The organism is Arthrobacter sp. NPDC093128, from assembly GCF_040683875.1.
In the GTDB taxonomy this organism is placed as follows: domain Bacteria; phylum Actinomycetota; class Actinomycetes; order Actinomycetales; family Micrococcaceae; genus Arthrobacter.
This window is the reverse complement of the sequence record NZ_JBFBEY010000008.1, coordinates 106,735-131,876: the sequence shown is the minus strand read 5'-3', so window position 1 is coordinate 131,876 and position 25,142 is coordinate 106,735. Positions and strand designations below refer to the sequence as shown.

The 25,142-nt window shown below is 65.9% G+C and carries 21 protein-coding genes; 6 read left to right on the top strand and 15 right to left on the bottom strand.

Annotated elements, in window-relative coordinates:
• Nucleotides 1-33: 33 nt before the first annotated feature.
• Entirely contained in the window at nucleotides 34-327 is a 294-nt protein-coding gene (locus AB0N24_RS11475; RefSeq protein ID WP_364123873.1) for a putative quinol monooxygenase, read from the bottom strand.
• 72 nt (nucleotides 328-399) lie between these two features.
• Complete coding sequence (locus AB0N24_RS11470) at nucleotides 400-1,395, bottom strand: LacI family DNA-binding transcriptional regulator (RefSeq protein ID WP_364124079.1); 996 nt, start codon at nucleotides 1,393-1,395, stop codon at nucleotides 400-402.
• Nucleotides 1,396-1,559: 164 nt separating this feature from the next.
• Here AB0N24_RS11470 and AB0N24_RS11465 point away from each other — a divergent pair, with 164 nt between their 5' ends.
• The 4 genes from AB0N24_RS11465 (at nucleotide 1,560) to AB0N24_RS11450 (ending at nucleotide 5,697) form a co-directional block, all read left to right on the top strand.
• Nucleotides 1,560-2,678: a substrate-binding domain-containing protein gene (locus tag AB0N24_RS11465; protein WP_364123871.1), complete on the top strand. Its 1,119-nt coding sequence runs from the start codon at nucleotides 1,560-1,562 to the stop codon at nucleotides 2,676-2,678.
• A gap of 114 nt (nucleotides 2,679-2,792) precedes the next feature.
• Nucleotides 2,793-3,839 carry an ABC transporter permease gene (locus AB0N24_RS11460; RefSeq protein ID WP_364123870.1) on the top strand — a complete coding sequence of 349 codons (1,047 nt, stop codon included), beginning with the start codon at nucleotides 2,793-2,795 and terminating at the stop codon, nucleotides 3,837-3,839.
• On the top strand, nucleotides 3,836-4,630 hold the full coding sequence (locus AB0N24_RS11455) for an ATP-binding cassette domain-containing protein (RefSeq protein ID WP_364123869.1): 795 nt from the start codon (nucleotides 3,836-3,838) through the stop codon (nucleotides 4,628-4,630). The genes AB0N24_RS11460 and AB0N24_RS11455 overlap by 4 nt, the downstream gene beginning before the upstream one ends.
• A gap of 77 nt (nucleotides 4,631-4,707) precedes the next feature.
• Nucleotides 4,708-5,697 (top strand): carbohydrate kinase, encoded by a 990-nt coding sequence (locus AB0N24_RS11450; protein WP_364123867.1) that lies wholly within the window; start codon nucleotides 4,708-4,710, stop codon nucleotides 5,695-5,697.
• Here the strand turns inward: AB0N24_RS11450 and AB0N24_RS11445 are convergent.
• On the bottom strand, nucleotides 5,670-7,643 hold the full coding sequence (locus AB0N24_RS11445; RefSeq protein ID WP_364123865.1) for a glycoside hydrolase family 32 protein: 1,974 nt from the start codon (nucleotides 7,641-7,643) through the stop codon (nucleotides 5,670-5,672). The two genes, AB0N24_RS11450 and AB0N24_RS11445, sit on opposite strands and share 28 nt — an antisense overlap.
• 146 nt (nucleotides 7,644-7,789) lie before the next feature.
• A complete protein-coding gene (locus AB0N24_RS11440; protein ID WP_364123863.1) occupies nucleotides 7,790-8,677 on the bottom strand; it encodes a hypothetical protein in 888 nt (295 codons plus the stop codon).
• 177 nt (nucleotides 8,678-8,854) lie between these two features.
• Between AB0N24_RS11440 and AB0N24_RS11435 the strand changes: the two genes are divergently transcribed.
• Entirely contained in the window at nucleotides 8,855-12,334 is a 3,480-nt protein-coding gene (locus AB0N24_RS11435; RefSeq protein WP_364123861.1) for a DEAD/DEAH box helicase, read from the top strand.
• Between the two features lie 33 nt (nucleotides 12,335-12,367).
• Here AB0N24_RS11435 and AB0N24_RS11430 read toward each other — a convergent pair whose 3' ends face one another.
• On the bottom strand, nucleotides 12,368-12,754 hold the full coding sequence (locus tag AB0N24_RS11430) for a hypothetical protein (protein ID WP_104174728.1): 387 nt from the start codon (nucleotides 12,752-12,754) through the stop codon (nucleotides 12,368-12,370).
• 267 nt (nucleotides 12,755-13,021) lie between these two features.
• Here AB0N24_RS11430 and AB0N24_RS11425 point away from each other — a divergent pair, with 267 nt between their 5' ends.
• Nucleotides 13,022-13,957 carry a ketopantoate reductase family protein gene (locus AB0N24_RS11425; RefSeq protein ID WP_364123859.1) on the top strand — a complete coding sequence of 312 codons (936 nt, stop codon included), beginning with the start codon at nucleotides 13,022-13,024 and terminating at the stop codon, nucleotides 13,955-13,957.
• Nucleotides 13,958-14,000: 43 nt separating this feature from the next.
• Here the strand turns inward: AB0N24_RS11425 and AB0N24_RS11420 are convergent, their stop codons facing one another.
• The 10 genes from AB0N24_RS11420 to AB0N24_RS11375 all read right to left on the bottom strand — a co-directional run bounded on the left by AB0N24_RS11420 (nucleotide 14,001) and on the right by AB0N24_RS11375 (nucleotide 25,022).
• Nucleotides 14,001-14,834: an alpha/beta hydrolase gene (locus AB0N24_RS11420; RefSeq protein ID WP_364123857.1), complete on the bottom strand. Its 834-nt coding sequence runs from the start codon at nucleotides 14,832-14,834 to the stop codon at nucleotides 14,001-14,003.
• A 110-nt stretch (nucleotides 14,835-14,944) separates the two neighbouring features.
• Nucleotides 14,945-15,367 (bottom strand): helix-turn-helix transcriptional regulator, encoded by a 423-nt coding sequence (locus AB0N24_RS11415; protein WP_214949717.1) that lies wholly within the window; start codon nucleotides 15,365-15,367, stop codon nucleotides 14,945-14,947.
• A gap of 40 nt (nucleotides 15,368-15,407) precedes the next feature.
• Nucleotides 15,408-16,394 (bottom strand): DnaJ C-terminal domain-containing protein, encoded by a 987-nt coding sequence (locus tag AB0N24_RS11410; RefSeq protein WP_364123855.1) that lies wholly within the window; start codon nucleotides 16,392-16,394, stop codon nucleotides 15,408-15,410.
• A gap of 221 nt (nucleotides 16,395-16,615) precedes the next feature.
• Nucleotides 16,616-17,320 carry a nucleotide exchange factor GrpE gene (locus tag AB0N24_RS11405; protein WP_364123853.1) on the bottom strand — a complete coding sequence of 235 codons (705 nt, stop codon included), beginning with the start codon at nucleotides 17,318-17,320 and terminating at the stop codon, nucleotides 16,616-16,618.
• Nucleotides 17,321-17,322: 2 nt separating this feature from the next.
• Nucleotides 17,323-19,188 carry a molecular chaperone DnaK gene (gene dnaK, locus AB0N24_RS11400; protein WP_364123851.1) on the bottom strand — a complete coding sequence of 622 codons (1,866 nt, stop codon included), beginning with the start codon at nucleotides 19,186-19,188 and terminating at the stop codon, nucleotides 17,323-17,325.
• Nucleotides 19,189-19,509: 321 nt separating this feature from the next.
• Nucleotides 19,510-19,932 carry a hypothetical protein gene (locus AB0N24_RS11395; protein WP_364123849.1) on the bottom strand — a complete coding sequence of 141 codons (423 nt, stop codon included), beginning with the start codon at nucleotides 19,930-19,932 and terminating at the stop codon, nucleotides 19,510-19,512.
• 220 nt (nucleotides 19,933-20,152) lie between these two features.
• Nucleotides 20,153-21,688, bottom strand: coding sequence for an alpha-N-arabinofuranosidase (locus tag AB0N24_RS11390; protein ID WP_364123847.1), 1,536 nt, complete (start codon nucleotides 21,686-21,688; stop codon nucleotides 20,153-20,155).
• 64 nt (nucleotides 21,689-21,752) lie between these two features.
• The gene (locus AB0N24_RS11385; RefSeq protein WP_364123845.1) at nucleotides 21,753-22,652 is read right to left on the bottom strand and encodes a carbohydrate ABC transporter permease; all 900 of its coding nucleotides are present in this window, start codon (nucleotides 22,650-22,652) and stop codon (nucleotides 21,753-21,755) included.
• Between the two features lie 2 nt (nucleotides 22,653-22,654).
• A complete protein-coding gene (locus AB0N24_RS11380) occupies nucleotides 22,655-23,608 on the bottom strand; it encodes a sugar ABC transporter permease (protein ID WP_364123843.1) in 954 nt (317 codons plus the stop codon).
• Nucleotides 23,609-23,690: 82 nt separating this feature from the next.
• On the bottom strand, nucleotides 23,691-25,022 hold the full coding sequence (locus tag AB0N24_RS11375; RefSeq protein ID WP_364123841.1) for an extracellular solute-binding protein: 1,332 nt from the start codon (nucleotides 25,020-25,022) through the stop codon (nucleotides 23,691-23,693).
• Between the last annotated feature and the right edge of the window lie 120 nt (nucleotides 25,023-25,142).

Sequence of the window (25,142 nt, the reverse complement as noted above, 5' to 3'; positions counted from 1 at the left end):
CCGCGGGCACCGGCCCTCTCTCCCGAGAAATCCCTAGGCCTGGGGCTGCAGCCAGGTCAGAACCGAGCCGTCCCCTTCGATGTGGCGCACCAACTCTCCATTGAAGGCCGCACCGTAGTCCGCGCTGATGTGTTCCTGGAACGCGGCCTCGTCCCGGTACACCTCGAAGACGAAGTACTCCCTCGGGTTCGACTCACGCGTGTAGGGCAGGAACAGTTGGTTGCCCGGTTCGCTGCGCACCTTCTCGGTGAGTTCGCGCATCATTTCGGCCACCCGGGCTTCGCTGCCGGGCTTGACCGTGAATTCGGCGTAAAGCGTTTTGGTCATGGTGCTCCCTTTCAAGGATGTGTTTGCACTGGGGCTGTGTGGGGCGAGGCAAAAGCGGACCAGGCCGGTCGCTCAGGACGGCGGGATCTCACCGGACCCCCGAACGATGAGTTCCGACGGCACGATGTACGTTGTCGGGGCAACCCTGTCACCGTCGATGCGGGCCAGCAGGCGCTCGGCTGCGAGCTTGCCTATCCGCTCCGGGTGCTGGGCAATCACGGTGATCCCCGGTTCCATCATGTCCGCCAGCGTGAAGTCGTCGAACCCCACCAGGGCCACGCGCTTGCTGGCACCCAGCTCCTTGAGCGCCCTCATCACTCCAAAGGTGACCAGGTTCTGGCTGGAAAAAATGGCGGTGGGCGGGTCGTCGGAGGCCAGCAGCTCCAGTGCCGCCAGCCGCGCCGACTCCTCGTCATGCAGTCCTTCGCGGATGGGAACAGCTGACGTGGCGAGACCGGCCCTCCCCAGTTCCCCGATGAAGCCCTGCCTCCGTTCCCGCGCTGTTTGGATTTCGATGCGGTCGCCCAGGTAGGCGAGCTTCCGGTGTCCGTGGGCCAGCAGATGGGAGGCCGCTGTAGCGGCACCGACGGCGTTGTCCGTCACCACGGCATCGGCGTCGATGCCCACGGGTTCGCGGTCGATGAACACCATGGGCAGGTCCCGGGAGTGCTCCGGGATGACGTATGCCTGGCTCTTGGCAATCGGCGTCAGCACCAGGCCGTCCACCCGCCGGCCCAGGAATGCGGCGACCAGCGCTTTCTCACGCTGGGGATCGTCGTCCAGGCTGGCGGCGAACACCGCGATCCCGCGTTCAGCGAGTGAGTCCTCCAGCGCCCGGTGGATCTCTCCGCTGAACGGGTTGGACACGCTGGGCAGCAGCAGGCCGATGCTCAGCGTCTGCCGCCCGGTCCGCCGGAGGCTTCCCGCGGCCATGTCCAGCTGGTAGTTGAGCTGCTGGGAGGCCCCGAGGACGCGGAGCCGGGTGGACTCGGAAACGCCCGGTTCATCGTTCATGACGCGCGACACCGTCTTGATGCCAACCCCGGCCAGCGCCGCCACATGGCGCATTGTGGGCCTGCTCTGGGTTGCCTCTGCTTGGTAACGATTAGACATCGTTGTCAAACCTCGTCCTTCATTATCGATTTATGCCTTGACTCTACCTTGTGAGCTTGGTTACATATTCTATGACATCGTTGTCAGGCACAACACGTGCCACGGAAACAGGAGATTCAATGTTGAGTTCCACAGCCCCACGGACCGTCGCAACCCGTTTGTTCGCCCTCGGCGCCGTCCTGACGCTCGGCACGCTCAGCCTGACGGCGTGCGGCGGAAACACCTCCTCCGCGGGCTCCACCAGCGGTTCGTCGTCGGACAAGATCGGCGTCTCGCTGATCGTCAAGACCACCGCGAACCCGTTCTTTGTCTCCATGCAGGACGGCGCCAAGAAGGCCGCCGAATCCGGCGGCGTGGACCTCAAGCTGGCAGCCGGCAAGGCCGACGGCGACGAGGACACCCAGATCCAGGCCATCGAAAACGCCATCTCCAAGGGCGACAAGGGCATCCTGATCACCCCCAACGGACCGTCCGTCGTCGACGCCCTTAAGAAGGCCAAGGACGCTGGCCTCTTCGTCATCGCTCTGGACACTCCCCCGGACCCGGCGGACGCCGCCGACATCACCTTCGCCACGGACAACTTCGCCGCCGGTGAGCTCATCGGCAAATGGACCGCGGCCCAGCTCGGCGGGAAAAAAGCCACCATCGCCCTCGTAGACCTCTTCGATGACAAGATCGTCTCGGTCGACTACAACCGCGACCAGGGCTTCCTCACCGGGCTCGGCATCGACACCGCCGACGCGAAGAAGAACGGCGACGAGGCCAAGACCGGCAAGTACACCGGGGGCAAGGGCGGCGACTACGAGATCGTCGGCAACCAGGCATCCCAGGGCAACGAGGACGGCGGCCGCACAGCCATGGAAACCCTCCTCGCCAAGAACCCCAACATCAACGTCATCTACACCATCAACGAACCGGCAGCCGCCGGAGCGTATGAGGCCCTGAAGTCCGCCGGCAAGGAAAAGGACGTCCTGGTGGTCTCCATCGACGGCGGCTGCACGGGCGTGAACAACGTCAAGTCAGGCGTCATCGGCGCCACTGCACAGCAGTACCCGGTCAAGATGGCCGAACTGGGTGTGAAGGCCATCGTGGACCTGGCCAAGACCGGCAAGAAGCCCGCCAACTCAGAGGGCCTGGACTTCTACAACACCGGCGTCGAACTCGTCACTGACAAACCGGCCGACGGCATCAAGAGCATCACCACCACCGCGGCAACCGACATCTGCTGGGGAAAGTAGCCACGCAGGTTCACCGAGTGCGGGGAGGTCGGAGCCCGTTCGGCCGCCCCGCACTTCATCTCCCGAGCTAGCCAGCTACGCACTAGCAATCATCATCGAAGATCAGGACATATCGTGACCCAGCAACAGACCGCCGGCCCGCCCAGCGCCGGGCATGCCGACCTGGCGGAGGAATTCCTCGACCGGCAGACGCCGCTTAGCCGGATACGCAATATCCTCCACCGTTACCCCGCCGTCAGCCCTGCCCTCGTCCTCGTCATCGCGGTGGTCGTGTTCGGCCTGCTCAATGACAGGTTCCTGCGGGTTGAAAACCTCTCCCTGATTACGCAGCAGGTCTCCGTCGTCGGCACCCTGGCCATCGCCCAGACCCTCATCATCCTCACGGCCGGCATCGACCTTTCCGTCGGTGCTGTCATGATCCTCTCCTCCATGGTCGTGGCCCAACTCGCCGTCAACAACGGACTGCCCGCGCCCGTCGCGCTGCTCGCAGGCCTGGTCATCGGACTCGCCGCCGGAGCCTTGAACGGGTTCCTGGTCACCAGGTTCCGACTCCCCCCGTTCATCGTCACCCTGGGCACACTGAACATCTTCATCGCACTGACCCTTCTCTACTCCAACGGGGCCACCGTGCGCGGCTCGGCGATGCCGGGCCTGCTGACTTGGACCGGATCCACCTTCCCGGTGGGCCCGGTGCGGATTTCCACCGGCGTCGTTGTAATGCTGCTGCTCTACATCGCCATCGCGTTCATCCTCGGCAAAACCGCCTGGGGCCGGCACGTCTACGCCGTGGGCGACGACAAGGAAGCCGCCCGGCTGGCCGGTATCGCCGTAAACAAAGTCCTCATGAGCGTTTACCTCGCCGCCGGCGCCGTCCTGGCCATCGGCGCCTGGATCCAGATCGGCCGGACCAACGCCGCCAGCCCCAACGCCGGCGTCGACCTGAACCTGGACTCCATCACCGCCGTCGTCATCGGCGGAACCAGCCTCTTCGGCGGCCGCGGCTCGGTCTGGGGAACCCTCCTCGGCGCCCTGATCGTCGGTGTCTTCCGCAACGGACTCTCCCTCGCCGGCCTGGACGTGCTCTACCAGACCCTCGCCGTGGGCGTCCTCATCATCCTCGCTGTGTCCATCGACCAGTGGATCCGAAAGGTGAAATCATGACCGCCACCCACATGGAGCCCGCTAAAACCACCGTGCGTGAGCCCATCCTGCAGGCCAGGAACCTCGTCAAGACCTTCGGCCGGGTAGTGGGGCTGGACGGGGTCAGCCTCGACCTGTACCCCGGCGAAGTCCTGGCCATCATCGGCGACAACGGCGCCGGCAAATCCACGCTCATCAAATGCCTCACCGGCGCCGAGATTCCGGACTCGGGCGAACTCATGGTTTCCGGCAAGCAGGTGCACTTCAAACGCCCTCAGGACGCCCGCGTCCACGGCATTGAAACCGTGTACCAGAACCTGGCAGTCTCGCCTGCCCTGGACGTGGCCTCCAACCTCTTCCTGGGCCGGGAGGAACGCCTGCCCGGGCCGCTCGGCAGCATCTTCCGCGTCCTCGACACCAAGGGCATGCGCCGCAAGGCCAAGGAAGAGCTGACCCGGCTGGGCATCTCGACACTGCAGGACGTGACGGTCCCCGTGGAGAACCTGTCCGGCGGCCAGCGCCAGGCTGTGGCCGTGGCGCGGGCCGCGGCCTTCGGCTCCAAGGTGGTGGTCCTGGACGAGCCGACGGCGGCGCTCGGCGTGCGCGAATCCAACCAGGTCCTGCAACTGGTCCGCGACCTGCGGGACCGCGGGCTCCCCGTCATCCTGATCAGCCACAACATGCCGCACGTGTTCGACGTCGCCGATCGTATCCACATCCAGCGCCTCGGCAAATGCGCTGCCACCATCACGCCGCAGTCGCACAGCATGACCGATGCGGTGGCTATCATGACGGGCGCGGCCACGGCCTGAGCGCCGCAGTAGTTTCACCAAAACTCCGTCCGCGGACCGGATCACCGGTCCGCGGACGGCTTCACGAAAGAGATCCAATGTTCAATCCCGGTTCGCACTCCTCCCCTGCCGACAGCCCCGACGTCATCGTCGTCGGCGAGGCGCTGATCGACGTCGTCAGCCGTCCCGACGGCGACGTGGAGCACCCCGGCGGTTCGCCGGCCAACGTCGCTTACGGGCTCGGCCGGCTGGGGGTCAGCACCGGGTTGCTGACGGCAATCGGCGACGACGCCCGCGGGGCGGCGATCGAAGCCCACCTGTCCAGCGCCGGAGTCGTGCTGCTGCCGGGGGCCCGTTCCCTCGAACGCACTGCCTCGGCAACGGCCACGATCGCCGCGGACGGTTCAGCCAGCTACGTCTTCGACATCGACTGGCGGCTGGAGGCGCTGGCTCCGGCCTTCTTTCCGAAGGTCCTGCACACCGGCTCGATCGCCACGTTCCTGGCACCGGGCGCCGCCGCCGTCCGGACCCTGCTGGAGCAGGCACACCGGGATTGCATGGTCACCTACGATCCCAACATCAGGCCGGCACTGCTCGGCAGCCACAGTGAAGCGAAGTCGCTGTTCGAGGAACTCGTCCCCCTGACCGACGTCGTCAAACTCAGCGACGAAGACGCCCACTGGCTGTACCCGGGGCAGGACCTGGAGCAGACCGCGGAGAGGATCCTGGCCCTGGGCACCGGGCTTGCCGTCATAACGGCCGGAGCCGAAGGATCACTGCTCCGCGCGGCTGAAGGCAGTCTTCATGTTCCGTCCGTGACCACGTCCGTGGCGGACACCATCGGCGCGGGCGATTCGTACATGGCTGCCCTGATCCTGGGGCTGCTGACCCGCGGCACCGCCGGGCTGGCTCCTTCCGTGCTCGAAGCCATCGGCCGGACAGCATCTGCGGCGGCGGCGATCACGGTCAGCCGTCCCGGCGCCAACCCGCCCACCCTCGACGAACTCCGGGCGGCCCAGGACGCCGCGGCCCCGGACCGGGCAGCTCTTCACCGGGCGGATCAGGACGCGGCAGCCATCGGCGTGTAGCTGAAGGACTTCAGCGTCAGTGTCCCGTCCTTGGTCAATGCCTTCAGCCCCTTGGGAGCGCCCGCGGGAAACGCCAGCGATGTCAGGGTCTTCTCGCCGTCGTTGACGAACACCTCAACGGAGCTGTAGTCGACATAGATTGTCAGCTGGACCTTGCCGTCGCGGGGCGCAGATTCCGCCCGCCGGACCGTGCCGTAGTCGGGTGCGAGTCCGGCGGTTTCCTTGGCTGCGCCGTCACGCGCGACGAAGGCGGTGTCCGATTCGAAGTCATAGCCCACCGTGGCGAAGACCCCGTTTTCGGCCAACAGCTCCACCTTGGCCTCGGAGCCGTCGTCCCCGGCCGCGCGTTCGAGCGTCAGGTCAAGCCGGTACGCTCCGCCATCGGGCCCGGAAGAGTCCGGTCCGGGCAGCTCGCCGGCACCGTCCGGAGTCAGTTTCCTGTCCTCCACAGTGACCGTCCCGCCTTCCAATGACTTCAGCGCACTGGTGGGCGTGGAGACGAGCGTGGGCTTGCCGGAAACGGTCTTCAGCCGGATGTCCCTGACCACCGTATGGGCGCCGCCGTGCCAGTCTTCCGTGGGCAGCTTTCGCGCATAGGCCCAGTTGTTCAGCCAGGCGATGGCATGGCGGGAACCCATGCGCTGGCTTTCCGTGAGCCGTGGGTCGTCCCAGGTCACGGCGGCGTAGAAATCCGAGCCGTCGTCGAGCCACTGGTGCTTCTCGTCCGACGGCGTGAAGCGTGTGCCGTCCCAGGTTCCGGTCCAGTAGGCCACGCCAGTGGACTTTCCCTCCTCGGCTCCGTTGGCGCTGGCGGCGAGCACCCATGTCCGCTTGGCCGGGTCGCCGTCAACGTCGAGCTGGAATAGCTCGGGGCACTCAAGGACTCCCAGGCCTTCGCGCTCAAAACCGGACAGGTAGTGCCATTCCTTCAGGTTGGAGGATGCGTACAGTCCGATCTTCGCGCCCTCCGCCAAGGCCATGACCCACTGGTTGTTGGCTTCATCGCGGATGATCTTCGGGTCGCGCCAGTGCTGCTCCCCGGGGTTCTCCATCACCGGGTTGCCGTCATAGGCCTTGAACGAATACCCCTTGTCGGTGGAGTAGAACAGCGACTGCCGCTGCACCCCCTCGTCCTGCTGGGTCATAACGGCGATAACGGCGTCCTTGCCGAACCCTGCGGAGTTCCCGTGGTCCACCACGGCGCTGCCCGTCTCGATGTCTCCAAGTCCGTTCTTGTACTTTTCAATGGCCACCCCCTCGTCCTTCCAGTGCACCAGGTCGTTACTGGTGAGGTGGTACCACTCGGTGCCGTTCTCGCTTGGGTATCCGGAGTTGTAGAGGTAGTAGTAGTGCCACTGACCGTCCAGCCAGAAGGGCCGCTGGGGATCGTTCATCCAGTTTTCCCGGGGCGTGATGTGATAGCTGGGCCGGTAGGCGGAGGCTCCGTCCGGACGCGCGAACGCCGATTCTGCCGGTGCGGGCACCTCCGGTCCGGCGCCGAGGTCGGCCAGCATGGCATCCACCGCTTCGGGAGTGATGCAGCCGGGCCGGGGAATCTCCGCGGAACCTGCCCGCACCACCTGGTCCCGCACGCTGGACCGCACATAGACGTCCTGGCCCAGCCGGGCGGCGGCCACCCAGCCGTCGGCGCATTCGATGGTGCGCAGGTCGGAGACGCCCTCGGTCCGCAGCGGATGCGCCAGGCCCTCCAGGCTGCGGTCTCCCCCGGCCAGCCAGAATGAGCCGTAACGGCCCTTTGCATCCTTGGCTTCCGACTGCGCCTTGGCGACGTCAGCCAGCGCTTGCCCGGCCGGGCTGCCCGGGTCCGGCCGGGACCCCAACCCCACCACCAGGGCCACCGCCACCAGCACCAAGGCAGCGGCAGCGGCCACCGCGGCCCACAGGGCCCGTGGCGTGAGTTTGCTGGGAAGAAACCTGAGTGACATGTCCACCGATCATCGTGATGCAAAAACGCCGGCGCCGGGTTTATAGCCGGCGCCGGCGTTCCGCATTCTGGTCTGATTTCACTCAATTTTACAGGGGATGCACCCCGGTGTTCCCGCTGCGGTGGCCGCAGCCCCGGCGCAGGGACCTAGGCGTCAGCCTCTTCGAACTCAACCGCAGCAACAATTTCCTTGGTCGAGGGGCTGACCATGTAAGCCTCATCGTCGTCTTCCACCATGATGAAATCACCGTGGTCCGTGGTGAAGTGCCAGGCCAGGACAGTCTCGCCGTTGTGCTCGTAGTTGGGATCGCCCATGGTGATTTTCTGCAGCTCGTGGCCGGCGACGTCGCACAGTTCGCGGATGATCAGTTCGAACTCCGGCGCGTTCTCAAGGGCCTCTTCCGCCGCCTCGGCCTGCCGTTCGGCCAGGTTGGGGATCTGCGCCACGCGCTCTGCGATGTGCAGCTCCAGCTGCTCGTCGGCCAGTACCAGCAGGCCTTCCTGGCTGCGGAGCCACGCGGCGTTCAGCGCAAGGATGTCCTCGGTCTCCAGCAGCGACTCGAAGTCGTCGTCGATCCCCTCGAGTTCCCGGACCGCCTCGGCAGACCGCGCGGCCTCCGCGGTGGCGCTCCGGCGGTCGTCGGCATCGTCAAAATGCTCAGTGTCCCCGTCCAGATAGGTGTCGGCGTCGTCTTCGGAGAGTGCATCAAAAGCCGCGGCGGCGCGGTTGAACAGCGCCAGGTGGGCGGTGGCGCCCATGCCTTCCAGGCCTTCGCGGACGTAGGCGTCGATCTCTTCGCGTTCCGGCACGGTGAAGACGTACTGCGCGAAGCCGCCGGCCAGCGCCTGGGTGAGGTAGAAGTCAACGTAGTAGCTGCGCAGGGCGTTCGGCGCAATTTCCGGGGCGTCGAGCAGTTCCGCGTACATGGCGTTGACCACCGTCACGTTGGAATCCACAACGTCCTCGTTGGCCGCCGCGGCGCTATCGATTGTCAGGACAACGGGGTGTTTGCTGGCTGGCTGACCGGTGCTCATGGGAAATCCTCACTGCTGAAAGCGGGTGGTGCTCAGGACCCTTTCACGCTATGCCGCGGACGGGTCCGCGGGTTGAGGAGGAGTTGAACGTTGGGCGAAGTTTCAGGGCCTGTCCCGGCTCGGTAAGATGGGTCAGATAACCTGCAGATTTTTGACCTGCTGAAAGTAGCGCGCACCATGCCATCCCAACCGGACGAGAGTGCGGCACTGGCAATACAGACCCCCGCGATCAACGACCGCTCCCTCGCGGCCGGACTCGCCTACGCCATGGGCAGCCGGGTCTCGGGGATTTCCTTCGATGCCGCCACCGGCCTGATGCTCGGCAAGGTCCGCGGCGGTTCGGACGCGCCCTATTCAACCACTGCGAAGCTGGTCCGGAAGGCGGGCGGCTGGAGCTGCACCGTGGGCGTCTGCAGCTGCCCCGTGCGGAAGGACTGCAAGCACGTGGCCGCGCTGCTCTTCGCCGCGGAGGACAATCCGGCCACCCGCGTCCAGCTGCTAACCCCGGCCGAGGCCACCCGGTTGGCCCGTGAGCCGCTCGCGCAGGAGATGCCGGACTGGGAGCAGGCACTGGGCCCGCTCATTGCCCGGCCGGGAATCACCCAGTCCACCAACGGCATCCCGCTGGCCCTGCAGTTCGACATCGAAGAGCCTGCCCCGCACTTCTCCTACACCGGCCGGCGTGATCCGCTCCGCAGCGTGCGCCAGCTCAAGGCGCGCCCGGTGATCATGGGCGCCAAGGGCAAGTGGATCCGCGGCGACGTCTCCTGGAACACGCTCAGCTACCTCAACTACCGGCGCGAATGCAACGAGTCGCACGTGGAGTGGATGCAGGAATTCCTTGCGTCCCACACCGCCCTCGCCAACCGCCAGCACAATTCCACCGCGCCCTGGCTGGGACTGAACACCTACGCCGGGAAAAACCTGTGGAGCCTGCTGGCCCAGGCGCGGAAGATCGGCGTCGCGCTGGTGCACGCCAGCGGCCTGGGACCCGTACGGTTCGTGGAGGACCCTGCCGCCGTCGGGCTTAATCTGACCCGGTTCGGCGCTTCCGGCGGGGATGAAGCCGGCGCCGTCTCAAACGGGAAAACGCCCGACGACGGCGGGCTGACGCTTGCGCCCACCATCACCGTTGAGGGGGAAGTGGTTGATCCGGCATCCGTGGGGACCATCGGCCGCCCTGCGCACGGGATCTTCCTGACGTCCGGAGGAGACGCCCTTCCGGGCGTGGGCACGGGATCGATCATCACGCTGGCTCCCCTGGAAAGCGGCCTCAGCGAGGAACTCCTGACGTTCGTCACGGCCGGCAGCGCCCTGCACATTCCGGCCCGGGACGAGACCCGGTTCCTCACCGGTTTCTACCCCAAGCTCAAGCAGGCCGCCCGGGTCACCGCCTCGGACGAGTCCGTGGAGCTGCCCACGCTGGCCGTTCCCACGTTGTCCCTGCTGGCAAACTACGGCACCGACCACAAAGTGCGCCTGCACTGGGAATGGCATTACAAGTCCGGGAACCTGGTCACGGCACAGCCGCTGTGGCGCCACCCGGGCGACCATGGCTACCGGGACGACCCCACCGAAGCCCGCATCCTCGAGTCCGTGGGCCAGCCCTGGGAGGTTGTACCCAAGCTGGGCGAATCCGCCACGGGCGGCTGGGGCACCCCGCGGCTGGCGGCGTCAGCAGAGCTGAGCGGGCTGGACACCCTGGCCTTTACCGAGGAAGTGCTGCCGCAGCTCCGCAACACCCCGGACGTCGTGGTGGACACCGCGGGCGACATCGCCGACTACCGCGAGGCCGGGGAAGCCCCCGTGGTGGCCATCTCCACCAAGGCCACGGACAGCCGCGACTGGTTCGACCTGGGCATTGTCATCACGCTTGAGGGCCAGCCGGTTTCCTTCGCCGCGCTGTTCTCCGCGCTGGCGGCCGGTGAGACCCGGATGCTCCTGCCCAGCGGCGCGTACTTCTCCCTGGACCTGCCCGAACTGCATCAGTTGCGCGCCCTCATTGACGAAGCCCGTTCATTGCAGGACAACAAGGATGCACCGCTGCAGATCAGCCGGTTCCAGGCGGGTCTCTGGGACGAGCTGGCGCACCTGGGCATTGTGGACGAGCAGGCCGCCGCCTGGCGCGAGGCCGTGGGCGGGCTGCTCGAGGGCGGCATCAAAGGGCTGCCCCTGCCGGCCACGCTGAATGCCGAGCTGCGGCCGTACCAGCTGGAGGGTTTCAACTGGCTGAGCTTCCTCTACCGGCACGGGCTCGGCGGGGTGCTGGCTGACGACATGGGCCTGGGCAAGACCGTCCAGGCGCTGGCGCTGATCTGCGCGGCGAAGGAGGCCACCCGGGTTCCGGAGGGCATCGTTGCCAACGGGACGCAGGCTTCCGACGGCGCCGCACCGGGTGCGGCCGCCGCACCGGGCTCCGCGCCTTTTCTGGTCGTGGCCCCCACCAGCGTGGTGGGCAACTGGGAAGCTGAAACCGCACGATTCGCTCCCGGCCTCACCGTCCGGGCCATCGGCGAGACGTTTGCGAAGAACGGCGTGGACCCGGCCGAGGCCATGGCCGGCGCGGACATCGTGATCACGTCCTACGCCCTGTTCCGGATCGATTACGAGGCGTACGCGTCCCGCGAATGGGCGGCCCTGGTGCTGGACGAGGCCCAGTTCGTGAAGAACCACCAGTCCAAGGCCTACCAGTGCGCGCGGAAGCTGCCGGCGGCGTTCAAGCTGGCCATCACCGGCACGCCGCTGGAAAACAACCTGATGGAGTTCTGGGCGCTCACCTCAATTGTGGCGCCCGGCCTGTTCGCGAGCCCCAAGCGGTTCGCTGAGTATTACCAGAAGCCGGTGGAGAAGAACGGCGACAAGGGGCAGCTGGACAAGCTCCGCCGTCGGGTCCGTCCGCTCATGATGCGCCGCACCAAGGAGCAGGTCATCCACGACCTCCCGCCGAAGCAGGAGCAGATCCTCGAGGTGGTGCTGAACCCGCGGCACCAGAAGGTGTACCAGACCCACCTGCAGCGGGAGCGCCAGAAGATCCTGGGCCTCATCGACGACGTCAACAAGAACCGCTTCACCATCTTCCAGTCGCTGACGCTGCTGCGCCAGCTCAGCCTGGACGCATCCCTGGTGGATCCTTCCCTGTCCGGGGTCCGGTCCAGCAAGCTGGACGTGCTGTTCGAGCAGCTGGAGGACCTTGTGGCCGAGGGGCACCGGGCACTGATCTTCAGCCAGTTCACCGGGTTCCTGGGCAAGGTCCGTGAGCGGCTGGTCGAGGAGAAGATCGAGTTCTGCTACCTCGACGGCGGCACCCGCAACCGTACCGATGTGGTGAACGAGTTCAAGAACGGCTCCGCCCCCGTGTTCCTGATCAGCCTCAAGGCCGGCGGCTTCGGCCTGAACCTGACCGAGGCCGACTACGTGTTCCTGCTGGACCCGTGGTGGAACCCGGCCTCCGAGGCTCAGGCCGTGGACCGCACCCACCGGATCGGGCAGGCACGGAATGTGATGGTCTACCGCCTGGTTGCCAAGGACACCATCGAGGAAAAGGTCATGGCCCTGAAGGCGAAGAAGTCGCAGCTGTTTGCGGACGTGATGGAGGGCGATGCGCTCTCCGGCGGTTCCCTGACGGCTGAGGACCTGGCCGGCCTGTTCAACGACTGAGGGTTTGACTGCCGGCGTTTCAACGCCGGACGGTCAGCCCATCGCGGGCGCGAGGGACCGTCCCGACGAGAGCTGCTTCCGGGCCCAGCGGGCGAGTTTCGTGCCCTTGCCCTTCCACCAGTTGTCCTCGTCCTTGTCGTGGTGCAGGCGGAAGACGATCATCACCATCACGAAGACGCCCATGGCAACGTCCATCCAGGACCAGAAGACGGCGTCAACCAGCACGCTGATGCCCATGACCAGGACGGACGGCACGGCCAGGGTGCGGAAAATGGTACTGGCCACATAGCGTCGGTGCGACCTGGGCACGGACAGGGCACGCACCATGTCGAAACAGAGGCACACCACCACCATCGCCTGGCCCAGGGACAGCAGGACCTGCCCGGACATCGAGCCCGCGAACATGGCAACGGATTCCATTCCCGCGCTCATCGGACGCCGCCAATTTGGGCAGGGCATGGAGTTGCCGCACGGCGCGGAAGTGACAGACCGGGATTGCAGAAAACACGCATAAGGAAAACCCCCAGAGAGACCAGAATCAAGCTGTGAGACCCAGCTGTGCTCCATTCAAGCGGCTGCCGCTCCGGTCCGTCACGAGTAGCGTGTACTCTATTCTGCCTGCCCGGGCGCCGGGGCCCACGCCCGGGTACTCAGTCCGGCGCAGCGACACAATCACTGAGGAGCACTATGAACAGCCAGCCAAACGCCCAAAGGATCCTGGTTGTCGGTGCCGGCGCCACCGGCGGATACTTCGGCGCGCGCCTGGCGCAGGCCGGCCGGGACGTGACCTTCCTGGTCCGCGAGGGGCGGGCCGCCACCCTGCGCCGGCGCGGTCTGCGCATCACCGGCCTGGGACAAGAGGACGTCATCGAACCTGCGCTTGTCACCGCGGCGGACCTCAACAGCCGCTATGACCTGGTGCTGGTTACAGTGAAGGCCTCCGCCCTCCCCCGGGCGCTGGCCGACGCGGCACCGGCAGTGGGGCCGGAGACAGTGATTATTCCGTTCCTCAACGGCATGGCCCACATGGACACGCTGGAGGCTGCATTCGGCACCGAACGCGTCCTGGGCGGGATCGTCAAGGTGGTCACTACCGTCACCGACGACGGCGACATCCTGCAGATGAATCCGCTGGCGACACTCACGGTCGGGGAACAGCACGGCCCGCCGAGTGACCGCGTCCTGCAGGCGGTGGAGCTCTTCACGGTGCCCGGGTTCAAGGCCTCGGCCACGGCGGATGCCTTGGCATCCATGTGGCACAAATGGGTTTTCATCGTCTCTGCCGGCACCGTGACCTGCCTGATGCGGGGACCGGTGGGCGCCATCGTCGCGGTGCCCGGCGGCAAGGAGTTCGTGCACTCCGTCCTGGCCGAAGCCGGTGCCGTCGCGGCCGCGGCCGGCTATCCGGTGCCGGACCACGAAACGGAGCAGTCCGTGGGCATGCTTACGCAGCCGGGATCAACCTTCACATCGTCCCTCTACCGCGACGTCGTTGCCGGCCTCCCCGGCGAGACGGAACACCTGTTGGGCGACTTCACCCGCCGGGCACGCCTCCTCGGGGCCGGCACGCCGCTGATCGACCTCGCCCTGATGCAACTCAGGGTCCACGCCGCAACCAGCTAGCGTGCCGCTCCGGTAATGCAGCCTCGGGAAGGCTGAGGCGTTCCTACTTTTTGAGGAACGCCAGGAGTGCCTCGTTGATTTCCGGCGCGTGGGTCCACAGCATCCCGTGCGGGGCGCCCTCGATCTCCAGGTAGTCCGCGGCGGGCAGCGCTTCCTTGAAGCGGCGGCCGGTGACGTCGATGGGCAGGATGTTGTCCGCCGTTCCGTGGACGATCAGCGCGGGAACGTCGATCTTCGGGATGTCCTCGCGGAAGTCCGTCAGCCAGGTGGGCTGCGCAGCAACGGAAGCATGCGCGGAGGACTTGCCCGCGGTGGCCCAGCTGGCCCGCAACGCTTCTTCGCTGAGGCGGCTGCCAAGGGTGTCGTCGGTGTTGTAGAAGTTCTTGAAGAACTCTGTGAAGAACGCGTAGCGGTCTTCCTTCACGGCGCCAAGCAGGCCGTCGAAGACTTCCTGGGGGACGCCGTCGGGGTTGTCCTCCGTCTTCAGCAGGAAGGGCTCCAGGGAGCCGAGGAACACGGCTTTGGACACGCGCGCCGATCCGTAGGTGCTGAGGTAGCGGGCCACTTCGCCGGTTCCCATCGAGAAGCCCACCAGCACGGCGTCGGCCAGGTCGAGCTCGGTGAGCAGAGAATTGAGGTCCGCGGCAAAGGTGTCGTAGTCGTAGCCTTCGGTGGGCTTGCTGGATTTGCCGAACCCGCGGCGGTCGTAGGTGATCACCCGGTAGCCGGCCTCCAGCAGCACGGCCGTCTGCCGTTCCCAGGAGGCGCCGTCGAGGGGGTACCCGTGGATGAGGACCACCGGCTGTCCCTGTCCGTGGTCCTCGTAGTACAGCTCAACGGTGGTGCTGTTTTCTTTTCCGACAGAGACAAAGGCCATGAGGGCGTTCCTTCCGGGGCAATGAAGACTGGCAGCGAACAGGCGTGACCATCCACTCTGTTCCGGCACGCTTCGCCTGTCAAGGCAAAGCCACCGTGCCCGTCTGCGGGTCAGTCGGTGGGGCGCGGGCGCCACACCACCACGGCCTGGGAGCGGGCGCGGGGACGCTGGCCGCGCGCCAGGCTGACCACATCGCCCGCGGTCCCGGCGGCGAAAATGCGCGAGTCCAGCGGCGTGCGGCGGCGGCCCAGTTCCTCTGTCAGTTCGCCCACGCGTCGCTGCAGCGCAGCCACCTGGTTCTCCAGCTGCAGGATCCGTTTGATTCCCTCCAGCGACACCCCCTCGTGCGAGAGCCGCTGCACCTCTCGGAGCATGTTGACGTCACGCTGGGAGTACCGCCGGGATTTTCCGGGCGCGCGGCTGGGCGAGACGATGCCCAGGCGGTCATACTGCCGCAGCGTCTGCGGGTGCATGTCTGCCAGCTCAGCCGCCACCGAGATGACGAAGATCGGCTGATCAAAGTCAATGTCCATGCCCGCCCTCTCCCTAAACCGTGCCCTGTCCCCCGAAACCCTAGAGGCGTGCCTTGGCTGCCAGGCCGGCGCGGACGTCCTCACCGGCGGTGGCTGCGGCGAAGGTCTTCACGGCCTCCTCCGCTTCCTTGGTCAGCTTCTGCGGAACCACGACGTCGATGGTCACCAGCAGGTCGCCGGTGGCCTTGGCGTGCTTGACCCCGCGGCCCTTGACGCGCAGCGTGCGTCCGGACGGCGTTCCTGCGGGAACGCGGACCTTGACCTTCTCGCCGTCGATCGTGGGCACCTCGATGTCAGCGCCCAGGGCCGCCTCCGGGAAGGAGACCGGAACGTGGATGCGGAGGTTGTCGCCGTCGCGGGTGTAGAAGTCGTGGCCCTTGACGTTCACGGTGACCATGAGGTCGCCGTTGCCGGCGGGACCGTACTGGCCCTTGCCGCGGACGCGGACCTTCTGGCCGTCCTTGATGCCTGCCGGAACACGGACATCGATGACGTCGCCGTCAGGTTCGCGCAGGCCGATGGTGGTGCCGCGGATGGAACCCGCGAATGAAATCGTGGTGGTCGCCGTGCGGTCGGCGCCCTTCTGCGGCGCGCGCTGGTAGCCCGCGGGGCCGCCTGCGCCGCCGAAGCCTCCGCCGAACAGGTCGGCGAACTCCGGCGGAATGCCGCCCGAGGCGCTGTAGCCACCGGAGTGACGGCCGCTGCCACCGGTGAACAGACCGCCGAAGAGGTCTTCGAAGCCGGCACCGCCAGGCGCTCCGCCCCCGCCGCCGGGAGCAAACCGCGCGCCGCCGCCCATGGCACGGACAGCGTCATACTGCTGCCGCTCATCCGGGTCCGAGAGCACCGAATAGGCCTCGGAGATGTCCTTGAACTTCTTCTCCGAAGCCACGTCACCCGCGTTAGTGTCCGGGTGGTGCAGCCGCGCAAGCTTCCGGTAGGCCTTCTTGATATCGGCGTCGGAAGCGTCCTTGGCGACTCCAAGGATCTTATAGAAATCCTTGTCGACCCAGTCCTGGCTAGCCAATGGCGTTTCCTTTCAAAAGTACAAAAAGCGTTAAGGCGAGACTACCGCTGAGCGACGGACGGATAAGGGGGCCGGGAGTGGCATCGGGCCTGCCGGAGCGTGGCGGCTTCGGTCCGAAGGACCAAAGCCGCCACGCGTAGGGGCGGGGCCCCCTTGTCCGTCCGGCGCAGGTTGGGACCCGCCCCGGGCTCATCACCTGCTTCGCGCTATGTTTGGGCTACTTATGCAGGGACTGCAACAATAACCTGTGCTGCTCTGAGGACCCGCTCGCCGGACTTGTAGCCGGAGCGCAGGACCTGGCTGACGGTGTCGATTTCGACGTCCTCGCCGGGCTGCTGGATGAGGGCCTCGTGGATCGTGGGATCGAACTCCACTCCGGTCTCATCGATGCGCACCAGGCCGTAGGTCTTCAGCGCGTTCTCCAGCTTGGCGGCGATCGCGGCGAACGGGCCGTCGGCAAGGTCGCCGTGCTGGCGGGCTGCGTCGACGTCGTCCAGTACCGGAAGCAGGGAATTCAGGACGCCGATGACGGCCATCTCCCCTGCCACGGCACGGTCGCGTTCGACGCGCTTGCGGTAGTTGACATACTCGGCCTGCAGGCGGCGGAGGTCGTTCTTGAGTTCCTCCGCTTCCGCTGCGCCCACTCCCTGCGCCACCGATTCCTCGGCAGGAACCTCAACGCTGTTGAGGATGTCCTCGGCCTGGGAAAGGGCGTCGCCCTCGGTTTCGGCAGTTTTGCCTGCCTTGTCCGCGTGGCCTTCGCGCTCGGGGTGGCGGGCCGCGCCGGTCTCCGGGTCAACCTTGCGGTTGTCCCGGATGATCGGCTTCTGCGGCTCGTTGTCCCCGCGCTCGTTCTCGTGGCTGTCGCGGTGATGCTGCTGGTCTTTGGAAGAGCTGTGCTCTTCCTCGTTACCGTGATGCGGCATGATTACTTCTTCTCTTCTTCGTCAACGATCTCGGCGTCGACGATGTCCTCATCAGCAGCCTTGTCGCCGGCGGGAGCACCCTCAGCGCCTGCTGCACCCGTGGCACCGTCCGGCGAACCGGCCTGCGCGTAGATGGCTTCGCCGAGCTTGGTCTGGGAAGCCTGCAGCTTCTCAAACGCGGTCTTCACCGCGGCGTCGTCGGTGCCTTCGAGGGCCTTCTTGAGGGCGTCGACGTCGGCCTGGACCTCGGTCTTGACCTCTTCGGGCAGCTTGTCGGCGTTGTCGATGATGAGCTTGTCCACCGAGTAGGCGAGCTGCTCGGCCGTGTTGCGGGTGTCCGTTGCCTCGCGGCGGGCCTTGTCCTCGGCTGCGTGCTCCTCGGCGTCCTTGACCATGCGGTCAATGTCTTCCTTGGAGAGGGCGGTGCCGCCGGTGATGGTCATGGACTGTTCCTTGCCGGTGCCCTTGTCCTTCGCGGAGACGTGCACGATGCCGTTGGCGTCGATGTCGAAGGTGACCTCGACCTGCGGGACGCCGCGCGGAGCCGGAGCAATGCCGGTCAGTTCGAACGTGCCCAGCGGCTTGTTGTCGCGGGTGAACTCGCGCTCGCCCTGGAAGACCTGGATGGCCACGGACGGCTGGTTGTCGTCAGCCGTGGTGAACGTCTCGGACCGCTTGGTGGGGATGGCCGTGTTGCGCTCGATCAGGTGCGTCATGACACCGCCCTTGGTTTCAATACCGAGGGACAGCGGGGTGACGTCGATCAGCAGCACGTCCTTGCGCTCGCCCTTCAGGACACCCGCCTGCAGTGCGGCGCCGACGGCGACGACCTCGTCCGGGTTGACGCCCTTGTTGGGCTCCTTGCCGCCGGCCAGTTCCTTGACCAGTTCGTACACGGCGGGCATACGGGTGGAACCGCCCACCAGGACGATGTGGTCGATCTCGGAGAGCTTGATGCCGGCTTCCTTGATGACGTCCTGGAACGGCTTCTTGGTGCGGTCCAGCAGGTCCTTGGTGAGGTCCTGGAACTTGGCGCGGGTCAGCTGCTCGTCCAGGTGGACCGGGCCGTCGGGGGTGACGGAGAGGTACTGGAGGGAGACGTTGGTGCTGGTGGAGGAAGAAAGTTCCTTCTTGGCCTGTTCGGAGGCCTCGCGCAGGCGCTGCAGGGCGATCTTGTCCTTGGACAGGTCGATGCCCTTGACCTTGAGCTGGTTCAGCAGGTAGTCAACTACGCGCTGGTCCCAGTCGTCGCCGCCGAGGTGGTTGTCACCGGCGGTGGAGCGGACCTGGATGGTGGAGAAGTTGTCTTCGTCCTTGCCCACCTCGAGGAGGGAGACGTCGAAGGTTCCGCCGCCGAGGTCAAAGACGAGGATGAGTTCGTCTTCCTTGCCCTTGTCCAGGCCGTAGGCCAGGGCGGCCGCGGTGGGCTCGTTGACAATGCGCAGGACGTTCAGGCCGGCGATTTCTCCGGCTTCCTTGGTGGCCTGGCGCTGGGCATCGTTGAAGTAGGCCGGAACCGTGACCACGGCGTCGGTGACTTTTTCACCCAGGTAGGACTCGGCGTCGTTCTTCAGCTTCATCAGGATGCGCGCGGAGATTTCCTGCGCGGTGTACTTCTTGTCATCGATCGCCACGGACCAGTCAGTGCCCATGTGGCGCTTGACGGAGGCGATGGTGCGGTCGATGTTGTTGACGGCCTGGCGCTTGGCGATCTCGCCGACCAGGACTTCGCCGGACTTGGAGAACGCAACGACGGACGGCGTGGTGCGGCCACCCTCGGCGTTGGCAATAACGGTGGGCTCGCCACCTTCGAGAACGGAGACGACGGAGTTGGTGGTTCCGAGGTCGATACCTACTGCACGTGACATGTGTTGCTTCCTTCTTTCCTTGGAAACGATCCCGGGCCCGGTGTCCGGGCTGGTCGAAATTCAGGCACGCCCACTGATTGAGCGATCTACACTCAACTTTACCCATGGCCGGATTTAAGTCAATCCAAAGTTGAGTCAGGTCGACTCAACTTTGGATTCCGGTAGCAGGGAATCCCGGCGAAGGCCCCGGAATTCCCGCGGTTTACAGGCATTACGACGGCGGCCGCGGTCGGGTTTCGCTGTGCGTGAACGGGCCCCGGGCAGGCAAGAGGCGGCCGGCTGCATCAGCCCGGCCGCCCCTTTTGCCCTGTCGCCGACAGCTCAGTCGCGTGGCGCCTCGGTGTCCGTGTCGTCCTCGGCGTCGTTTTCCGGGGTCAGGTCCGCTTCGTCATCGATGAGCCGGTGTTCGGCACGCTCGCCAGCGGTTCCCGCCGTGCCGTAATCGCCGTCGGGGTATTCCGCGTCACCGGCCGTGACGAGGTTCTCTCCAACGGTCCCGGCATTGCCGTAGTCGCCGGCCTCGTACTCGCCTTCGACGGCGCCGGCCGCTTCCTCCACAACGTCGCCGGCGGCGCCGTAGCTGCCATCCGGATACTCTCCTTCTGCCGCGGCTAGCGCTTCCTCGCCCGCGATGCCTGCGCTGCCGTAGTCGCCGTCGACATACTGGCCGGGCTCACCTTCAACGGCCGCATCCCGGTCATCGGCGGGCTGCTTTGGTGCTTCAAATTCACTGTTCTCTGACACTGACGGATCCCTCCTGGAAGCATCGGACGCCCGGACGGGCACAGTGGCAGTCTATCCATCCGCCCGCCCCTCCGACAGGGCCGAACGGGCCCCTTCCCGGGCCCCGTTCGCTGGTCGCACAGGTCCGCGCGCGGGCCAGCATCCGGTCCCCGCGCACGACGGCGGGCGGCCACGAAAACGTGCCGCCCGCCGTCGTCCGTCACTGCGTCAGCAGTTCATCTCAGTTGCGCACGACCTCCAGTTCGATGGCCGCCCACGAAAGGGCGGGCAGGCTCACGCGGACTTCGCCACCGGCGGCCTTGACTCCCTCCAGCGGCGTGAGGCCGACGGCTCCGGGGTTCTCCTGCGTGTTGGTGATGAAACGGTCGGCGCCGTCAGGAACGCGGAGGACTTCGGCCCGGACCACCTGCCGGGCATCGAAGCCGCGAAGCACCACTTCGATGTCCGCCGCTTCTTCCAGCCCGCGGTTGGCGAGGAACAGCGCGATGCGCCCCGTCTCCTCGTTCCATGTGGCGCTGACGTCCACGAGGTCGGCGTCGCCGAATTTGGCGTTGCTGTACTTATCCGAATCGACCGCCAGCCGGAGGATCTGGCCGTGGGCCAGCTCGGCCATGCGGGCGAACGGGTGGAAGATGGTCTGCTTCCAGGCCGGCCCGTTTTCCTCACTCAGGATGGGGGCGATCACGTTGACCAGCTGCGCCTGGTTGGCGATCTTGACGCGGTCCCCGTGCCGGAGCAGGGAGTTGAGGAAGGTCCCGACGACGACGGCGTCCGTCACGTTGTACTGGTCCTCGATGACGCGGGGGTGCTCGCGCCAGCCGTGCTTGCCCACTTGCTCGGGGCTGTCGGCGTCTCCGGGGCGGGTGTACCAGACGTTCCATTCGTCGAAGGAGAGGTTGATGTGTTTCTTGTGCTTGCCCTTGGCCCGGACGGCGTCCGCCGTGGCGATCACGGATTCGATGAAGTAGTCCATGTCCACGGCGCTGGCCAGGAAGCTGCCGGCGTCGCCGTCGTGTTCCTGGTAGTAGGCGTGCAGCGAGACGTAGTCCACCTGCTCGTAGGTGTGGGTCAGGACGGTCTGCTCCCACGCGCCGAAGGTGGGCATGCCCGAGTTCGAGCTGCCGCAGGCCACGAGTTCAATGTCGGGATCCACGAACCGCATGGCCTTCGCGGCTTCCTGGGCCAGCCGGCCGTACTCCTCGGCCGTCTTGTGCCCGATCTGCCACGGGCCGTCCATCTCGTTGCCCAGGCACCACAGCTTGATGTTGAAGGGGTCTTCATGGCCGTTCTTGCGGCGCAGGTCGGACAGCCGGGTGCCGGACGGGATGTTGGCGTATTCCACCAGTTCACGGGCGGCATCGACGCCGCGGGTGCCGAGGTTGACGGCTTCCATGACCTCCACCCCGGCTTCGCGGGACCAGTCCACGAATTCGTGCAGTCCGAAGGCGTTCGTTTCCAGCGTGTGCCAGGCGCCGTCCAGCCGGCGGGGCCGGTCCGCGACCGGTCCGATGCCGTCCTCCCAGTTGTAGCCGGAGACGAAGTTTCCGCCGGGGTACCTGACGACAGTGGCACCGAGTTCCTTGACGAGGTCCATGACGTCGCGGCGGAAGCCGCGGTCGTCCGCCCGGGGATGGCCCGGCTCGTAGATGCCGGTGTAGACGCAGCGGCCCATGTGCTCGACAAATGATCCGAAGATCCGGCGGGGAACTTCACCTACGGTGAAGTCGCGGTCAATGGTGATTCGTGCGCGGGACATTTTGCTCCTGTCCTGGTGTTTGGCTTGGTGTGGATGGCGCAGGGTGTTGAGGTCCGGCGATGGCCTAGGTGCCGGCGAGGCCGGTGGTGGCCACACCCCTGATGATCTGCCGCTGGAAGAACAGGAACACCACGATCAGGGGCAGTGCGGCCAGCAGGGCCGAGGCCATGTTCTGGGCGTACTGGATGCCGTAGGCGCTCTTGATGGTCTGCAGGCCCACAGGCAGAGTGAGCAGGGAACTCTCGTTCGTGGCAATGAACGGCCACAGGAAGTTGTTCCACGCCCCGATGAACACGAAGATGGCCACGGCGGCAAGGATCGGGCGGGACAACGGGAGCACGATCGTGGTGAAGATCCGCAGCCGGCCCGCGCCGTCCATCAGGGCTGCTTCCTCGAGTTCACGCGGAATCTGGTCGAAGAATTTCTTGAGCACGAACACCATGGGCGAGTGGATCACCTGCGGCAGGATCAGCGCCCAGTATGTGTCGATCAGGTTCAGCGACTGCATTTGCTGGAACAGCGGGATGATGAGGACAGGCGGCGGAATGATGATGGAGGCCACGATCACGCCCATCAGCATTTTCTTGCCGCGGAAGTCGATCCGCGAAATGGCGTAGGCCACGGACGCGGAGATCACCAGCGTGATGGCGGTAATCGCCGCGGAAGTGAACAGTGAATTGAGCGTCCAGGTGGGGATGTTGCCGCTTTGCAGCACTTTGGCAAAGGCATCGAAAGTGAAGCCCGACGCCGGGATCCAGCTGATGGGGGTGGACGCGGCATCCGTTTCGGTCTTCAGCGCGGTGGCGGTGGCCCAGGCAAAGGGCACGAGCCACGCCACAGCGAGGACCGAGACGACGGCGGTGGCCAGGATGCGGGAAAGCGGAGTCTTCGGCCGGCGGTTTGGCACGGTTTCGGCGAAGCCCTTGGGCCGGAGTGCAGGCTTGGAAAGTGTGGTGGTGGCCATGGCTAGGCGCTCCTTTTCCGTGCGGTAAAGACCTGGGCCAGCGCGATGAGCAGGATCAGGCCGAAGAAGATGTAGGAAATGGCTGCGGAGTAGCCCAGCCGGTAGCCCGTGAATCCGGCCTCGAAGATGTACTGCACGATGGAGCGGGTCGCTCCGCCCGGTCCGCCTTCGGTCATCTGGTAGATCTGGTCAAAGACCTTCAGGGACGCGAGGATCTGCAGGATAACGATCATCACTGTGGTGGGGCCCAGCTGGGGAAGACTGATGGAGAAGAACTGCCGCCATCCGCCCGCGCCGTCGAGCGATGCCGCTTCATAGTGCTGCTGCGGGATGTTCTGCAGCGCGGCCAGGTACAGCAGGAAGTTGAAGCCCACGGTCCACCACACCGTCGCAATCACGACGGCCCACATCGCCACGGACGGGTCATTCAGCCAGGCCACCGGCGGAATGCCCAGGTTGGCGAGCAAATCGTTGAACAGCCCAAGCTCCGGGTTGTACATCCAGGCAAAGAAGAGCGAGACCACGGTGGAGGCGAGCAGGAACGGGGAGAAGAATGAGAGCCGCCACAGCCACTGCGCCGGAAGGCCCATGTTGACCAGTGCTGCCAGGGCCAGGGCGATGACTACCAGCGGCACGGTGCTGATCAGCGTGAAGTACAGGGTGTTCCCCAGCGACCGCCACATGTCCTGGTCGGCGAACGCCTCGGTGTAGTTGGCCAGGCCGATGAACCCGCTGTTGGCGCCGGTGAGCGACTTTCCCGTGAGGCTCATGACGGCCCCGGAAATCATGGGCCAGACCAGGAACGTCAGGAAGAAGGCCAGGAACGGGGCAGAGAAGGCCCAGCCGTGGATGTTGTCGCGCCTGGAGCGGGACGATTTCGCCGCGGGCGCTGGGATGTCATCGCGCCGGCTGCGGGTTGATTTCCCGGCGGGCGCTGTTGTGGGGGCGGTGCTCATGAGGACTCCTTTGTCACGAACGGGGCGGTGCTCAATCGGGATTCGGCGATGCGTGCTCCGGCAGTACTGCCGGGTTGGATGCTCACACCGGGTTGGGCATGGCGAGGACCGCGTTGATGCGCTTCATGAAGGCGTCCCAACCGTCGGTGGCCTTGTCCCGTCCGAGGAACACGTTCTGGACGTTCTCGGCGAAATAGCTCTGGAAGTCGGATCCGGAGCCGGTGAACCAGGCCTCGGGATCGTAGTTGATGATGTCTGCTGCATTCGCATAGTCCGCCTGCGGATCCAGTGCCGCGTACTCCTTGGACTTCACCACCGGCTGGTAGGCCGGAATGTGGCCGGCTTCGGCCCAGCTCAGGGATCCCTTGAGCATCGACGCAACGAACTGATACACACCGCGGCGCTTGGATTCGTCGAGCCTCGCCTGGTGCGGCAGCACGAACGAGTGCGAATCGGCGAAGGCTGCCGGCGTTCCGAACAGGGTGGGGATGGTGCTTGCTCCGAGCGGAACACCCGCCGTCTTCATGGTGGGCAGTTCCCAAACGCCGGTGAAAAGCAGCCCCGACCCCTGGCTGGCGAATTCCGCGATGGCCGTGCCGCCGTCGCCGCTTCTTGTGGAAATGGTGTTATCCAGCAGCGACTTGATGAATTCCAGGCAGTCGATGGCCACATCCCGCTCCACCTGGGCGGGCTTGCCGGGGTCCAGGACAAAGTCCGCGCCGTGCTGGCGGTAGAGGGTATAGAACAGACGCCACATCTGCGCGCCGTCGCCCAGGTACCCGTAGGAGAGCCCGTGCTTGCCGGTGACGCGCTGCAGTTCACGGCTTACTTCGAGGAACTGTGACGGCGAGGAAATACTTTCCAGCTTGCCGTCGTTCCCCAGCACGCCGGCCTTGGCCGCCACCTCCGTGTTGTAGAGCATCACGAACGGGTGCGAGTCCAGGGCCAGCGAAAACACCTTGCCGTTGAACTGGCTCTTCTCCCAGATTCTCGGGCCGAAGTCCTCCGGCCGCACCCCGAACTCCGCCAGCAGGTCCAGGTCCCAGGCATCCAGCAGTCCCCCGGGAGCATAGCCGGGCACCCTGGCCGCATGCATGATGGCCACCTCGGGCGGCCGCCCTCCCGCAGAGGCCATGGCCAGCTTGGTGTAGTACGGCGCGCCCCAGGCGAGCACAGTGGGCTTGACCCGGAAGTCGGTGTGGTCCGCGTTGGCTTTGTCGATCATGGCCATCATTTTGATGCCGTCTCCGCCGGAGAGCAGGTGCCAGAAGCGGATGTCGTCCGCGGCGGCCTGGGCTGCACCGCCGCAGCCGGTCAGGCCGCCGGCGAGGGCGAGCCCGCCAAACAGGGCACCTCCGCTCAGCAGCAATTGCCTGCGGTTCAAATGGGTACTGCCGGAATCCTGGTGCTTCACCGTCACTCCTTTGGACGTAGCCGGACAAAACTTGTAGCCGCCTTCGGATGACCGGAAGCCGGTCTGCGCGACCGTGGGCTGCACCACACTTTACATCGTTGTAGAAGGGCAGACAAGACT

Coding starts and splice junctions, on each gene's coding strand:
- AB0N24_RS11475 (WP_364123873.1), bottom strand. CDS start 327: ATGACCAAAACGCTTTACGCCGAATTCACGGTCAAGCCCGGCAGCGAA.
- AB0N24_RS11470 (WP_364124079.1), bottom strand. CDS start 1,395: ATGCGCCATGTGGCGGCGCTGGCCGGGGTTGGCATCAAGACGGTGTCG.
- AB0N24_RS11465 (WP_364123871.1), top strand. CDS start 1,560: ATGTTGAGTTCCACAGCCCCACGGACCGTCGCAACCCGTTTGTTCGCC.
- AB0N24_RS11455 (WP_364123869.1), top strand. CDS start 3,836: ATGACCGCCACCCACATGGAGCCCGCTAAAACCACCGTGCGTGAGCCC.
- AB0N24_RS11450 (WP_364123867.1), top strand. CDS start 4,708: ATGTTCAATCCCGGTTCGCACTCCTCCCCTGCCGACAGCCCCGACGTC.
- AB0N24_RS11445 (WP_364123865.1), bottom strand. CDS start 7,643: ATGTCACTCAGGTTTCTTCCCAGCAAACTCACGCCACGGGCCCTGTGG.
- AB0N24_RS11440 (WP_364123863.1), bottom strand. CDS start 8,677: ATGAGCACCGGTCAGCCAGCCAGCAAACACCCCGTTGTCCTGACAATC.
- AB0N24_RS11435 (WP_364123861.1), top strand. CDS start 8,855: ATGCCATCCCAACCGGACGAGAGTGCGGCACTGGCAATACAGACCCCC.
- AB0N24_RS11430 (WP_104174728.1), bottom strand. CDS start 12,754: ATGGAATCCGTTGCCATGTTCGCGGGCTCGATGTCCGGGCAGGTCCTG.
- AB0N24_RS11425 (WP_364123859.1), top strand. CDS start 13,022: ATGAACAGCCAGCCAAACGCCCAAAGGATCCTGGTTGTCGGTGCCGGC.
- AB0N24_RS11420 (WP_364123857.1), bottom strand. CDS start 14,834: ATGGCCTTTGTCTCTGTCGGAAAAGAAAACAGCACCACCGTTGAGCTG.
- AB0N24_RS11415 (WP_214949717.1), bottom strand. CDS start 15,367: ATGGACATTGACTTTGATCAGCCGATCTTCGTCATCTCGGTGGCGGCT.
- AB0N24_RS11405 (WP_364123853.1), bottom strand. CDS start 17,320: ATGCCGCATCACGGTAACGAGGAAGAGCACAGCTCTTCCAAAGACCAG.
- dnaK (WP_364123851.1), bottom strand. CDS start 19,188: ATGTCACGTGCAGTAGGTATCGACCTCGGAACCACCAACTCCGTCGTC.
- AB0N24_RS11390 (WP_364123847.1), bottom strand. CDS start 21,688: ATGTCCCGCGCACGAATCACCATTGACCGCGACTTCACCGTAGGTGAA.
- AB0N24_RS11385 (WP_364123845.1), bottom strand. CDS start 22,652: ATGGCCACCACCACACTTTCCAAGCCTGCACTCCGGCCCAAGGGCTTC.
- AB0N24_RS11380 (WP_364123843.1), bottom strand. CDS start 23,608: ATGAGCACCGCCCCCACAACAGCGCCCGCCGGGAAATCAACCCGCAGC.